The organism is Micromonospora sp. AMSO1212t (assembly GCF_008868145.1).
Taxonomy (GTDB): Bacteria; Actinomycetota; Actinomycetes; order Mycobacteriales; family Micromonosporaceae; genus Micromonospora; species Micromonospora tulbaghiae.
Window position 1 is genome coordinate 1 of sequence record NZ_WBKS01000011.1, and the last position, 13,413, is coordinate 13,413.

Sequence of the window (13,413 nt, forward strand, 5' to 3'; positions counted from 1 at the left end):
GCGCCCCACCAGGTTCCGGTAGCAACGGCGCGATCACCGCCCACGCCTCATCGGTCAACTCACCACGACGCACCACCGGCACATCGTCAACGATCAACCACTACATGATCGGCAGGACACGCCCTAGTTGCTGAAGCCTGTAAATGAGGTCGTCGTCGAGCCCTACCTGCACAATGCGGCCTCCGCAGCGAGTCAAGGGTCGCTACGTACGCCGCGCTTCCGGGGCGCTTCGTAGTGGTCATCTGATGGTCGCGGCCGCCATAGGCGCTCCGGCGATCAGGTGCGGGCCGAGGCGATGCTATGCGCACGCTGCAGCGCCAGGCGCGCCAGCGCTTCGGGGATGTCGGCTCCGCCTGAAAACTGGCTCTGGCACACATTTTGTGAGTCGCGCTCGTCGGTAGTTCGGGTTGGGTGCCGGGATGGAGATCATCCCGGCGTTGCTGCCGCACCTGACGGGCCTGCGGTTGGAAGCGGTGGTGGTCCGGGCCGTCGGGGTCAGGATCAACGCGGCGACCCAGACGGTGCGGGCACGTTGTAGCGCCTGCGGGACCTGGTCGACCACTGTGCATGGTCGCTATGTGCGGCGGCTGGCTGACGTCAGGTTGGGTGGGCGCGAGGTGCTGGTCGCGTTGACGGTCCGCCGATTCACCTGCGTGAACACCGAATGCGGGCGGCGGACGTTCGTCGAGCAGGTCCCCGGCCTGACTCGTCGCCATGCCCGTCACACGGTGGTGGCGGCCGGTGACCTGGAGGCCGTCGCGGTGGCGTTGGGCGGTCGACCGGGCAGCCGGCTGGCGCAGCGGTTGGCGGTGTCGGTGTCCCGCTCGACGTTGATCCGAGTGATCCGCCGGATGCCCGATCCGCCGCCGACGACGCCGACAGTGCTGGGCGTGGACGACTTCGCCTGCCGTCGGGGCCACCGCTACGCGACCGTGCTGCTCGACATGCACACGCGCCGGCCGATCGACGTTCTGCCCGACCGCACCGCCGACACTCTCGCCGCGTGGCTGCACGAGCATCCCGGTGTTCAGATCGTCTGTCGGGATCGAGGCGGCAGCTATGCCGACGGCGCCCGCAAGGGAGCACCCGACGCGATCCAGGTCGCCGACCGGTGGCACCTGCTGAAGAACCTCAGCGACACCGTCGAGAAAGTCATCCGCGGGCACCGCCGATGCCTACGCACCCACGCCGAACCAACATCTGCCCTGGTCACGCCGGCCGACGAGCCGGGCGAGGCGGGGCGTCGGGCGGCGAACACACGCCAACGCCACGCGGCCGTGCACGCCCTGCGAGCCGAAGGACTGTCGATCAAAGCAACCGCCCGCCGCCTCGATATGAACGTCAGAACCGCCCGCAAGTACGCCCACGCCTCCACCGCCGAGGCGTTGATAGGCCCGAACGCCAGCAGCCGCCCCAGCGTCCTCGCCCCGTTCCACTCCTACCTGCGGCAACGCCTCACCGACGGCGCCCACCAGACAGCCGTGCTACACGCCGAGATCATGGCCCGCGGCTATCAAGGCAGCCTGCGGGTGCTGCGGGACTGGCTCGCCATCAACCGCGCCCGGCCTGCCCCTGCGACCGCAGTCCGGGTGCCGTCGGCCCGGCGGATCACCGCCTGGATCATGCGACCCGGCCACAAACTCATCGACGACGACCACGCTGACCTAGCCGACGCCCGCCGCCGCTGTCCGGATCTCGACGCCGTCGCCGGCCTCGCCCGCAGGTTCGCCGCCCTGGTCCGCCACCACGGCACCGGGCAGCACCTCGACGCCTGGGTCGAACACGCCCGCCACGCCGGCTACCCCGAAATCCGCGGCTTCGCCGCCGGCCTCATCAGCGATCGCGACGCCGTCGTCGCCGGCCTCACCCAGCCCTGGAGCTCAGGCCCGGTCGAGGGCCAGGTCAACCGCATCAAGACGATCAAGCGACAGATGTATGGCCGGGCGAACCTCGACCTCCTCCGCAAACGCGTCCTCGCCACCCCGTAAACCACCGCCAAGATCAATCACAAAATGTGCGCCAGAGCCAAAGTTCAGCCGGCGTTGACAGGGGACGGCGAGCACGAAGGGCAGTAGGCCGCCGAGAAGTACCGACCAGATCGCCGTCTGCGCGCCACACGGACTCGATGACCTGGCTCGACGGCGAATGGCGGCGCATCCCGACCACGGCCAGCCCGGACACCTCCCGGCAAAGTCCCGTCCGCTACCGCCCCACCGAAGGTCCTCACCGCGTTGCAGGCCAGAGCGGACGCTGCTGGCTTGATCTGCTGGGAGGTCAACGTCGACTCGACGATCCGCCGGGCTCATCAGCATGCCGCCGGCGCCCGACACGACGGCGACGCGCAGCGGGAGCCGCCCGGTGGGGTGGCGCCTGAGCCGCCAGATCACGGACTCGGTCGTTCCCGGGGTGGCCTGACCACGAAGATCCACCTGGCGTGTGAGCAGGGCCAGAAGCCGCTGTCGATCCTGGTCACCGCCGGGCAGCGCGGGGACTCGCCGCAGTTCGTGCCGGTGCTGCAGGGCATCCGGGTGCCCCGGCTGGGACCAGGCCGACCACGGCAGCGACCGGATCGAGTGCGCGGGGACAAGGCATATCCGTCGCGGGCCAACCGGGCCTACCTGCGCCGCCGCAGCATCAAGGCCACCATCGCCGAGCCCGCCGACCAAGCCCAAAACCGCAAAGAAGCGCGGCCCACCCGGCGGCAGACCACCGCTGTTTGACGCCGAGGACTACCAGGCCCGTCACGCCGTGGAGTGCGGCATCAACCGGCTCAAACGCCACCGGGCGGTGGCCACCCGCTACGACTGTGAGGATGATCGGGTGCCGCCCGGTACTCGGGTCTGACCCGCGTTACGACCGGCCTTCGGTGCCTTGAGTTTGATCTGCCGGCTCGGGTCCCGGGTGGTGCTTGCTGCCGCCGGACCGGCGGGACGTGTCCCGATAGGGGCCTTGCCGCTAACAAGGCGCCGTCACAGTCCTGACCGCCCCTTGCCGGCCCGGCGACGGCCATCCGTTCCCGAGCCGTCAGGAGCCGAACAACCGTGTCCAGCATGTCCCACCCGCCATTGGCCGACCAGCATGACACCGCCGATGAGGTGATCCTTGGCGTCGACACGCACAAGGACGTCCACGTCGCGGCGGCCGTCAGCATCAACGGTGCTCTGCTCGACAGCCGTGGTTTCCCCACCACCGCCGAGGGCTACCAGGCGATGGTGAACTGGGCCCTTGCGCTCGGCCCGATTCGACGAGCCGGGGTGGAGGGCACGCATTCCTACGGCGCGGCGCTGACTCGCCACCTACTAGCCGCAGGAATCAGCGTCATCGAGGTCAACCAGCCGGACAAGGCCCACCGGCGCCGCCGCGGCAAGACCGACGCCATCGACGCCGAAGCAGCAGCTCGAGCAGTCCTGTCGGGCACAGCTACCGCCCTCGCCAAGGCAGGCGACGGCCATGTCGAGCGGATACGGCTGTTCAAGCTGGCCAAAGCCTCGGCCACCAAGTCGCGAGCGCAGGCGATCAACCAGCTCAAAGCCATCCTCGTCGGCGCCGACCCGGCGCTGCGCGACTCGATGACCGGGCTCAGTAACCCCAAGCTCATCCGCCGATGCGCCGACCTGGACCCGGGTCAGCCGGACACACCGGCGGCAGCCGCCGCCTACACCCTGCGCCTGCTGGCTCGGCGGATCATCGAACGCGCCGGCGAAGTCGAGGACCTAAACCAGCGGATCACCGAGGCCATCAACGCCCACACGCCCCAGCTGCTGCAGCGTTACGGCGTCGGCCCCGACACCGCAGCAGCTCTGCTCCTGGCCGCCGGCGACAACCCGCAACGGCTCACCAGCGAAGCGTCCTTCGCGGCCCTCTGCGGAGTCAGCCCCATCGAAATGTCCTCTGGCAAGACCCAACGACGCCGGCTCAACCGCGGCGGCGACCGCCAAGCCAACTCAGCCCTCTACATGATCGTCATCGCGCGACTCCGCTGGGACCTGCGCACCCGCGCCTACATCGACCGCCGCGTCAGCGAAGGCAAAACCAGACGCGAAGCGATCCGCTGCCTGAAACGCTACGTCGCACGCGAGCTCTACGAACTCATCGCCCGGACACCGCAGCAGACGAGCCTGCCATCGACCGCTTGACATCCATAGGGGCATCAAACTCGCCGTCCGCTTTGAAGCCGCCGTGCTCGTCGCCGCGATCAACGAGTGGCTCTGACCAGCTGGGCACCACCTCATGCGAAGCTGGGCCGGCTGACCAGCAGAGCAGGGAGAAACCGGATGGCCGCCGACTACTACTACGCCGACGCCGAGAACGGCGACCACGTCGACGACCCCTCCGAAGACGCCCTTTTGATGCTGATCGACGAGTTGAACCACGACGACAACACCTTCGTCACGATCAACCCCGCCGACGACGACCCGGCCTGGTACGCCTCGATCTCGCTGCTCGACGACGGCGCCTACGAAGTCGAACGCCGCGACGCCGACCAGCGCATCCACGACTTCACTACTGAGACCGACCGCGGCGACATCGCCAAGAACCTCACCATCTGGCTGGCCGGCCGCCACTACCCCAACCGACCGGGCTGAACCTCAGCCCCGCACTTCTGAAACAGGCTCTAAGCCGGATCTCGCGGCTCGCTGCGCAGGCCACCCTCGCTGGCGCCGCAATGGGCGCCCCGACGACCCGCACCGGGCCGGTCGAGGCGATCCGCGCCCTGAGGGTCGCTCGTTGAGGAGGAGTCAAGGCCCGAACCGCCCGCCTTGAAGGAGGTGCGCGGCCTGGTCGCCGCAGCCCCGGAACCCCTGCGAGCCCACCTACCAAGCTCAGCCGCCTTGCTGGTCAGCCAGTGCTCAGCGCTGACCTGCGTCTCGACCACACTCCACGAGCCGGAACACGCCGTGCCGGACTCGCCCGCCGGGTCACCGCCCTCACCGATGAGATCACCGCCCTCGGCTGGCAGGTGATACCCATCGTTCAAAAGCGGCGCCCCGCACCACGGCCTTGTTCGGCGTCGGCCCCGAGGTCGTTGCCCAGCTGCTCACCACCCCCCGGCGACAACCCCGAGCGGCTGCGCGCTCCGAAGCCGCACTCGCCCACCTCTGCGGCGCAGTAGCCATCCCGCTAGCTGCTCAGGACGGGTCCGCCGCCACCGCCTGCACCGAGGAGACGACGGCGCCAACCACGCCCTCCACGTCATCACCCTTTGCCGCATGCGCTATGACCAGCGCACCCGCGCCTACGTCCACCGTCGCATCAACGAAGGCCTCCGCCTTGACCTCCGTAGGAGCATCGGGATGGGATCAAGACATGAGGGCGGGGAACGGGTCGACCGTCAGCATCTCGCGGAGATTACTTAGCGTGAAGACACGGCCCTCACACGCTTGCACAACAGGACCGAGTCCGTCTGCCGTGCGCGTCCACCCGAGTCCGCCAAGCACGGCAATTACGGGAACCCCACCGTGCGACTTGGCAGCCTCGCGGAGGCTTGCAAATCGGGTCGCTTTGTCGCGCGCAGTTCCACCGTTATTGATAGTCTTGCATTCTAGTAGCGCACGTACTGTTTCGTTATTGTCGTATACGACGAAGTCTGGTGCTGGTTGAATGGTTAAATGGAAACGACCCGCAATCTCGGATTGATTGTATGAGCCGGTTCGGATGGCCTTTATCTTGGCATCTTGAAAGACTTCATCTACTGCGTCCTCCAGGATGTTCCCTCGCAGTTCGCTCGTTGCATTGAGGAGTTGTGAAAAATAGCCACCGTAGTGCCGCTGGTGAAGGAACATCTCGTACGGGACACCCTTTTTTGCGAGCAGTCGAACCGTTGCCCACCCGTCTTCGAGGTCTGGCCGCTCTTGCTTGCTGCGCAGGTCAGGTGCTGCAGGAGGAAAGAGATCGCCGTTCATGGCAAGATGGACAGTCTCGGCTAAGACGTGTAGGAAATCATCCTGCTGGCCCCTGCCCTGCTCGAGGCCCTTGATTCGATCCACTGACACAGCCTTGAGTTGCAGACGTGCAGCCACGGTCTTAGTCGAAGCTGCCATCTCTGGTGCCGTGAAACCAAGAATTAGCCGGAAGCATCGCATTGCCCTCGGGAACTCCCGCAAGGTGCGCGTCAGATCGCTTGCCGCGACCTGAGTAAAGCCGGCTGTGCCCTTTTTTGCCTCTGCCACTGCCCTGGCGACAGCTGGCAGCTCGTAGTCCTCGTCCGCATGGACGTACGCGAAATTTGGCGCCAAGTTGGGTACGTAGGCGCGCTGGGCGATGGCCGAATAGACCTCACGCCAGCGCGATCGGCCGTAGTCTTCGGGTACTCGACGGATGAGCGCAACGCGCGCGTTCCAGGAGTCGGCTTGTGCGATGGCGTCGGCGAGAGAGTCGGGGTGAGCCACGCTGGCATCCTACCGACCTTCCTGGGGCAATCCTCTAGCGCCGCTGTGTACTTGTCATCCCGCTCCGTCACCAGCCACTGTCGACCGAGCTGCTCTGCGGCTACGCCCGTCGTCCCTGTCCCACCGAATGGGTCGAGCACAACCTAACCCGGCTGCGTCATCGGCTGGATGAAGAAGCTGGGCAGGGCTATGGGGAAGCGTGCAGGGCGCTTCGTCGGGTTAGGTAGCAATTCGGGCTCGAAGCAGAGAAGGTTGGAACGCCGCACCATAGTGACCCTTATCGGTGCACCTCCCTGTAGACATAATTGTCATTCTGTGCGCCCACGCCTGCCTCACCGTCACCGCCGCCCAGGCCAAAAAAAGGGGGCACCGAATCCGATGACGGCCTTATTCCCCTCACCCTCGGCGAGGTCCGACGTCTCCTGGCACACTTGATCACCGCCGCTCGACCTTTCGACCACATCCACTAATGGTCACGATGGCGACGCCGACACTAGTACCGCGCCAGAGGACCCACTACCAGCGAAGACTCCGACTCCATCAGGTACGGCTGGAGTACTTAGCCCTGTCCGACCGGCCCTCGCTCGGCCGCGTCCGAGCCCTCATGGCTGGGCGCGCACGTCGCGGCGACCAAGCCGGCGCGATCGCGTTTGACACCGAAGCGCGGCAAGTCTTCGATCACGTCGCGTCGCCGGACGGCGAGGCTCAGAAGGGAGGCCGACCGGACACGGCCGGCAGGGGCTCGTCAGGGGTAGACCGGCGGATAGTAGGCCGAGGGCGATAGTCACGACGTGGTCAGTCAGGTCACTGTCCGGTGAGGGGCGCGGCAGCCACGGTTGCCCACTGGTAGGTGCGGTGTTCTCGGCGCAGCGCGATCAGCGTTGCCTGTCGGATGGTAACCCGGGCGGGTTGCTGGTGGCGGAGGTCGTTGAGGCGGTCGCGGATCGGTTCGGCCGGTGCTTGTGAGCCGCTGTAGGCGATCGTGACGTGGGGGCGGAAACTTTCGGCGACCTCCGGCACGGTCTGCCATACCGCGCCGATGGCCTCCCGGATGGTGGTGCGGAGTTGTTCGACGCGGTGCCAGGGACGCACGAGCAAGCCGACTCCTTCCGCGTCGGGGTCGACCGGGCCAAGTGACAGCTCCAGAGGCGGCAGTTTGGTGCAGCGTCGCTGGGTTTCGGCGACGATCGCCTCGATGTCGCTGTTGTTGACCTCGTCGGTGAAGCCGAGCCCTTGCATGGTCAGGTGCAGCCCGTCGAGCGGCACCAGGTCTAGTCCGGGCAAAGTGAGTTGGCGTTGCAGGTCGGTGACGAGGCGATGGAGTTCAGGCTGACGTTCGAAGGTGAGGTGCCATGTGTAGAACTGGCGGCCGGCTCGCCAGCCCGGGCGCCAGTACCAGTGGTTGGTGAGTTCGGGCAGGTTCTGGTAGGCGGTCCAACGCTCGTGCAGGTTGGCCAGCTCCCGGCTGTTCATGGCAGCGATGGTAGAGCGGGCCGGGCGGCGGTACCGACCTGTGTGCGGTCGACGAGCATGTCGGCGACGTGCCGTAACGCCGGGTGATGGGCGAACGGCTGGGCGGTTGTGAGGAACTGGCGGGTACGTTGATGGACCGACTCGAAGCGCTGGTCCGCGGTGAGGGCGAGCGCTTCCTCTGCCAGCACGGCGGCCTGCTCCGGATCGGGGTCGCTGGCGTGCAGGTGTGCAGTGGCCAGGTCTAGGCGGCTTAGTGCTTGCGGGCCGGCGAGCTCTGCGGTGTCGAATGCCGTGATGGCGATGGCGAGGTGACTGGTGACCCCTGCGGTGCGGCCGAGCGCCAGGTAGGCGGTCGCCGCATTGGCCGCAGTCCTTGCCTGGCAGTACGGCCCGAGGGCAAGACTAGCGCTGACCTCCGAGCTGGCCGGGCGGTCGGACAGCATGGTGAATGCGCGGTCCACGGCGCGGTCGACGCCGTACCGGTCACCGAGGCGGGCGAGTGCCCGGGCCTGCCCGTTGATCGTTAGTCGGATGCGGTGTTCGCCGGTGCCGCTGCGCTGCAGACCGTCCTGGGCGTAGGCCAGCGCATCGTGATAGTCGCCGGTGTAGAAAGCGATCAGGCTTTGCGTGGCCCGCGTCCAGGCTTGCACCTCGGGCTGCTGGGCGGCCTCCGCGAGGTCGAACGCTTCGGCGGCGTAGGCGTGCGCCAAGCCGAACACGCCGAGGTCCAAGGCGAGCGCGCCGAGAAGTCCGGACAGGTGGGCGGCGACAGTGTAGAGCCGAGCACGTTGCGGTGGATGTTGCCTGCCTGCCATGAGTTGGTCGACGTAGACGCGTAGCGGTCGCATGCGTGCCATGAGTGCTGTCGGGGTGAGGCGTTCGTTGTCGGCGATCGCCTGCCGAACCTCCGATTCGACGTACGCCAGGCGGGCGTCATCGTCCGTGGAGGACTTCAGCGCCAGTCGACGGGCGTCAACACTGTCCTCGTATTCCCACAGAACAACGTCGTCATCCGCCTCCAGGCCATCGCGACTGGAACTAAGGCGTGTTTCGTAAGTCGGGCTGGCGGTGTCGAGGTCACGGTGTGGCGGTGATCGATAACTGAAGAGGTCTCCGGTATCTGGTTCTGCGACCAAGCAAGAACTTCATACCGGAGACCTCGTGGCCAGCGTAGCGGTGACGAGGCGGCATGACCTGACCGACAGGCAGTGGGCTGTTCTGGCTCCGCTGTTGCCTGCACCGTCGGCTACGGGTCGTCCGCCGAAGTGGGAGAAACGGCAGCTCATCGACGGGATCCGGTGGCGGATCCGGATCGGTGCCCCGTGGCGGGACGTCCCGGCCGATAACGCGCCCTGGCCCACCGTCTACGGCCTGTTCCGCCGGTGGCAGCGCGACGGGACCTGGGACAAGATCCTGTCGGCGTTGCAAGCCGCCGGCGACGCCGACGGCCGGATCGGTTGGACGGTGAGCGTGGACTCGATGACCAGTCGTGCCCACCAGCACGCCGCCGGCGCCCGCACCGACGGGCACCTGCAGAAGGAACCACCCGGCGGCGTGCACGACGAGCCGGCCGATCACGCGCTGGGCCGATCACGCGGTGGGCTGACCACCAAGACTCACCTTGCCTGCGAGCAGGGAAAAAAGGTCCTGTCGATGACCGTGACCGCCGGGCACCGTGGGGACAGCCAGCAGTTCATCCCCGTCCTGCGCCGCATCCGGATCACCCGCCTCGGCGTCGGCCGACCCCGCACCTGCCCCGACCTGGTCCTGGCCGACAAGGCCTATACCAGCCGCGGCAACCGCACCTAACTGCGCGAGCGAGGGATCAAGGCGTGCATCCCGCGAAAGAAGGACCAGGACGCCCACCGCAAGGGGCGTCGGCGCCAGCCAGGTTGTTCGGGAAGTGGCCAGGATTTTCCTGCCGGACGTTCCGTCTCAACCTGGCCGCAGCGGCCCGGTCACGGGCCCGGGATCGGGGGAGCAGGTTGGGAGCAACCGGGTGCACTGAACGGCCCTCAACCGCACCGAACGGCACCCGACCGCACGCAACTGCACCCACCCCTACCTGCATCTTCTCGTTTCCGCAGGTTAGAGTCGGTGCGGCGTCCTGTTTCACACGGAGTGCTCCGCGGTTCTGTGCAGCGGTCGACAGCACTCGATGTCCCCTGGCAGGGGAGTGTGCGCAGGTCACGGCGGTAAGGAGCTGCTGAATCACCTGGCCTTGCAAGTGGGAGCAGATTGGGTGCAGGTCGGCGAATTGGTCACGGCGCCCGAAGCGCTCACCGACACCGGGCAGAGTCGAGGGCTCTGACCTGCTGTGACGTGGACGAGTGGTCCGGCGTGACCTCCCAGAGAACACCGAAGTGGTCAGCGCTGGCTGCTCCCTTCCTGCCCTACTGCCGGCTCGTCGCCCTGGGCCCGCTGACGCCAGTCGCCGGACCATCTTGCATCGACGTGCCGCTCTAGATCTGCCACGGAGGAGCTGGTAGTGATTCCAGCAACTGAGACTCGAATCTCACCGGCAGTTACCTGACCAGCGCTTCCTAGGCGGTAGCCACTTCGGCGTGCCCGAAGTGTCTGCGGCTCGGTATACGGGGGGCCGACGGGCGGGAACGGCTACGCGCCTGCCCGGCGCCGCGCTGCGTGCGGTACTTCCTCCAGGAACACGCCCGCCAGCAGTGGTGCAAGCCGTCCTGCGGCAACCGCGCCCGCGTCGCCCGCCACTACCAGCGGCACCAGGCCGAACGGTAGCGGCGAACGACCGGTCGCCCCTCACCGGCCCGGGTCCCGGAAGAGGCGCGCCGGCTGGCCGTGCAAGGGCTGGCCCGGTCACGCGAAATCAGTGGCTTTCGGCTACCGACGCAAGTTCCCTTGTGGAGTGTGGCCGCCCGGCGGGTGCGGGCGACCAGTGGTGTCGATGTAAGGTCCTGCGCGTGACTGATCCACTCCTGCCGGGTGATCCAGTGGACCTGGGGGGCTACCGGTTACTCGGACGGCTCGGCCAGGGCGGTATGGGCGCGGTCTATCTCGGGCAGGATGCCAACGGCCGGCTGGTCGCGGTCAAGATGATCCGGCCCGAGTACGCCGACGACACCGAGTTCCGCGGCCGGTTCCGCAGTGAGGTCAACCGGGCCCGGCAGGTTCCGCCGTTCTGCACGGCCGAGGTGCTCGACGCCGACCCCGACCATCCCACGCCCTACCTGGTGGTCGAGTACGTGGACGGCCCCAGCCTGGCCGAGGTGATCACCCGCAACGGCCCGCTCAGCGGGGGCAGCCTGCACAGCGTCGCGGTCGGGATGGCGACAGCGCTGGCCGCCATCCACGGCGCCGGGGTGATCCACCGGGACCTCAAGCCGGCCAACGTGCTGTTCGCGCTGGGCACCCCCAAGGTCATCGACTTCGGCATCGCCCGGGCCTTCGAGGTGACCAGTCAGCACACCCGTACCGATCAGATGGTCGGAACGGTCGCCTACATGGCGCCGGAGCGCTTCGACACTGAACACCGTGGCGGGGTCGGCCCGGCCGCGGACGTGTTCGCCTGGGGCGCGGTCGTCACGTACGCCGGCACCGGGCGTACCCCGTTCCGGGCCGATTCGCCCGCGGCGACCGCGGCCTGCATCCTGACCCAGCCGCCGGAGCTGTCCGGGTTGCCGGACCGGCTGCGCGAGGTGGTGGCCCGTACCCTGGCCAAGGAACCCACGGAGCGGCCCACCGCGCACGAACTGCTCGACCTGCTGCTGGACCTGGACACCGACGCGAAGACCAAACTGATCCGCCCGGAGCTGCTCCAAGCAGCCACGGCGGCCCGGCGTACCAGCCGGTTCGGCTTCGCCCGCCGGCGGCCGGGCCGGGTGCGGCGGATGGTCCTGGCCGGTGTGGCAGTGCTGGCGCTGGGCGTGACCGGGGCCCTCACCGCTCAGCTGCTGCCCCGGCTGGGGGTGGCCAGCGATGGGCAGAGCGGCGCTCCGACCGCGACGGGTGGCGCGGGCGCACCCGGGCCGACGTCGTCGTCGAGCCGGGTCGCCGGACGTCCGGCGATCATCGACCGGCTGGACCGGCCTGGTCAGTGGACGGACAGCCGCGACGAGGACGAGGGCCGGTGCGTCTTCGGCGACGGGCGGCTCGAGGCCCGGACCGGGATGTCGGCGGCGTACCGCTGCCGCGGTCCGCAGGACTCCTTCAAGGATCAGACGGTCAGGGTCGACGCGACGGTCCTCACCCCGGGAGCGTGTGCGGCGATCTGGTTCCGGGTGGCCGGTGCGAACGCCTACCTGGTGTCGCTCTGCGAGACCGAGGTCCGACTGGGCGTGGACACCGACGACCGCGTCACCCAGGAGACGCGGGCCGCAGTTGCCGGGGCCGTCCTGGGACGTGCACGCCGGGTGGGAGTCGTCGTGCAGGGCGACAAGGCGACTGTCGAGGTCGACGATGCGCCACTGATCACCACCACGCTCGGGCCGCCGTCCCTGACGTCCGGCCGGATGACACTCGGTGTCATCGATGACGTCATCAGCGGCGACGCCCGCGCCGCGTTCGCCCGTGTGGAGGTCACGAAGCTGTGAGACGCAAGCTGCTAGCCTCGCTGCTGTTGGTCGTGGTGGTCGGCGGATGCGGCACCGGCTCACCGGACGCCTCCTCCACACCCACCGCGTCAGCGTCGGCCGTCTCGGGTGTCGGGGGGCCCGCGAGCGACCCGCCGGGCACCCCCACAGGTACGCCGTCAAGCAGCGCGACCGTACAGCCCCGCTTCGCCGACCTCACCCAGGGCAGCACCACGTCGGTGGTGACGCTGCACTCGTACGACCCGGCGAACGCATCCGCCGTCGTGGAACCGATCATCTTCATGACCGCCGACGCGTACTGCCGGGCTTTCAAGATCGAACGATCGGACGGGCGGTGCACGCAGCGGGCGTACATGACGGAGGAGAGCCACACCAAGGTCACCGTTCCGCTCGCCGACGAGGTCGACTACTTCACATGGGAGAACGCCGAGGGGGACGTGTGCATGGACGCCCCGGAGAAGGGGGGCACGTGTCCCATGACGGGCAAGCAGTTCGCCGCGTGGTTCGCGCTCAACAAGCGGCCCATGGTCGCGGTCGCCACCGAGCTCGGCGTCATCACCCGCATGGCGATCGTCTACACGCCCTGACTGTTTCCCCGATTCCGGCCAGCTCTTCTGGCCCTGGGAAGGCCGCATGGCCCACGATCAGGCGACGTTGCTCGACCGCGGACGCCGCCGCGCAGATCGCCCCGCAAGATGCCGGCGGTACCGACGTGCCACAGTTGCAGGACGATCCGGCCCCGGCGGGATGCACCGCGTCGACAACGCGGGCCCAGTCGGCCAGTGGCGCGGCGCCGAAGATGCGAGGGGCCGCTCGACTGTTCGCCGAGGCAGGGTGATCCACGACGGTGCCTTCGGTGATGATCAATCCTGCCCCGTGTTCGGCGCGGCGGGCGTAGTACGCGGCGACGTCCGGTCCTGGTACGCCATCTAGGAGTGGGACCGGGTCATGGGCGCCATCGCGATCCGGTTCGGGACGGTGAGCCGGCC

The 13,413-nt window shown here is 68.0% G+C and carries 10 protein-coding genes and 4 pseudogenes; 9 read left to right on the top strand and 5 right to left on the bottom strand.

Annotation, left to right across the window (positions count from 1 at the left end):
* Positions 1-419: 419 nt before the first annotated feature.
* The 4 genes and pseudogenes from F8279_RS05135 (at position 420) to F8279_RS05150 (ending at position 4,586) form a co-directional block, all read left to right on the top strand.
* Positions 420-1,988, top strand: a complete 1,569-nt coding sequence (locus tag F8279_RS05135) for an ISL3 family transposase (RefSeq protein WP_151499244.1) — start codon at positions 420-422, stop codon at positions 1,986-1,988.
* Between the two features lie 243 nt (positions 1,989-2,231).
* A pseudogene (locus F8279_RS05140) lies at positions 2,232-2,844 on the top strand (IS5 family transposase); the annotation flags it as partial.
* Between the two features lie 206 nt (positions 2,845-3,050).
* The gene (locus F8279_RS05145; protein ID WP_151499297.1) at positions 3,051-4,136 is read left to right on the top strand and encodes an IS110 family transposase; all 1,086 of its coding nucleotides are present in this window, start codon (positions 3,051-3,053) and stop codon (positions 4,134-4,136) included.
* 138 nt (positions 4,137-4,274) lie between these two features.
* Complete coding sequence (locus F8279_RS05150) at positions 4,275-4,586, top strand: hypothetical protein (protein WP_151499245.1); 312 nt, start codon at positions 4,275-4,277, stop codon at positions 4,584-4,586.
* A 714-nt stretch (positions 4,587-5,300) separates the two neighbouring features.
* On the opposite strand, the gene F8279_RS05155 is transcribed toward F8279_RS05150, so the two are convergent.
* A complete protein-coding gene (locus F8279_RS05155) occupies positions 5,301-6,389 on the bottom strand; it encodes a hypothetical protein (protein WP_225853151.1) in 1,089 nt (362 codons plus the stop codon).
* Positions 6,390-6,439: 50 nt separating this feature from the next.
* Positions 6,440-6,529: pseudogene (locus F8279_RS30490) on the bottom strand (DNA methyltransferase); the annotation flags it as partial.
* Positions 6,530-6,948: 419 nt separating this feature from the next.
* On the opposite strand from F8279_RS30490, the pseudogene F8279_RS30495 reads away from it, so the two are divergent.
* A pseudogene (locus F8279_RS30495) lies at positions 6,949-7,092 on the top strand (XRE family transcriptional regulator); the annotation flags it as partial.
* Positions 7,093-7,193: 101 nt separating this feature from the next.
* Here F8279_RS30495 and F8279_RS05170 read toward each other — a convergent pair.
* The gene (locus tag F8279_RS05170; RefSeq protein WP_151499247.1) at positions 7,194-7,862 is read right to left on the bottom strand and encodes a 2'-5' RNA ligase family protein; all 669 of its coding nucleotides are present in this window, start codon (positions 7,860-7,862) and stop codon (positions 7,194-7,196) included.
* Positions 7,859-8,998, bottom strand: coding sequence for an XRE family transcriptional regulator (locus F8279_RS05175; protein ID WP_225853138.1), 1,140 nt, complete (start codon positions 8,996-8,998; stop codon positions 7,859-7,861). The genes F8279_RS05170 and F8279_RS05175 overlap by 4 nt, the downstream gene beginning before the upstream one ends.
* A gap of 25 nt (positions 8,999-9,023) precedes the next feature.
* Between F8279_RS05175 and F8279_RS05180 the strand changes: the two are divergent.
* From F8279_RS05180 to F8279_RS05195, 4 genes and pseudogenes are all read left to right on the top strand, one after another.
* Positions 9,024-9,734: pseudogene (locus tag F8279_RS05180) on the top strand (IS5 family transposase); the annotation flags it as partial.
* A 717-nt stretch (positions 9,735-10,451) separates the two neighbouring features.
* Positions 10,452-10,613 carry a CGNR zinc finger domain-containing protein gene (locus tag F8279_RS05185; RefSeq protein ID WP_225853148.1) on the top strand — a complete coding sequence of 54 codons (162 nt, stop codon included), beginning with the start codon at positions 10,452-10,454 and terminating at the stop codon, positions 10,611-10,613.
* A gap of 182 nt (positions 10,614-10,795) precedes the next feature.
* The gene (locus tag F8279_RS05190) at positions 10,796-12,424 is read left to right on the top strand and encodes a serine/threonine-protein kinase (protein ID WP_151499248.1); all 1,629 of its coding nucleotides are present in this window, start codon (positions 10,796-10,798) and stop codon (positions 12,422-12,424) included.
* The gene (locus F8279_RS05195; RefSeq protein WP_151499249.1) at positions 12,421-13,011 is read left to right on the top strand and encodes a hypothetical protein; all 591 of its coding nucleotides are present in this window, start codon (positions 12,421-12,423) and stop codon (positions 13,009-13,011) included. Before F8279_RS05190 ends, F8279_RS05195 begins: the two co-directional genes overlap by 4 nt.
* Here the strand turns inward: F8279_RS05195 and F8279_RS05200 are convergent.
* A complete protein-coding gene (locus F8279_RS05200; protein WP_255474071.1) occupies positions 12,980-13,291 on the bottom strand; it encodes a hypothetical protein in 312 nt (103 codons plus the stop codon). The genes F8279_RS05195 and F8279_RS05200 overlap by 32 nt on opposite strands.
* Between the last annotated feature and the right edge of the window lie 122 nt (positions 13,292-13,413).

Bases quoted from the DNA above. Each gene is read 5' to 3' on its own strand.
- F8279_RS05135 (WP_151499244.1), top strand. From the start codon at position 420: ATGGAGATCATCCCGGCGTTGCTGCCGCACCTGACGGGCCTGCGGTTG.
- F8279_RS05145 (WP_151499297.1), top strand. From the start codon at position 3,051: ATGTCCCACCCGCCATTGGCCGACCAGCATGACACCGCCGATGAGGTG.
- F8279_RS05150 (WP_151499245.1), top strand. From the start codon at position 4,275: ATGGCCGCCGACTACTACTACGCCGACGCCGAGAACGGCGACCACGTC.
- F8279_RS05170 (WP_151499247.1), bottom strand. From the start codon at position 7,862: ATGAACAGCCGGGAGCTGGCCAACCTGCACGAGCGTTGGACCGCCTAC.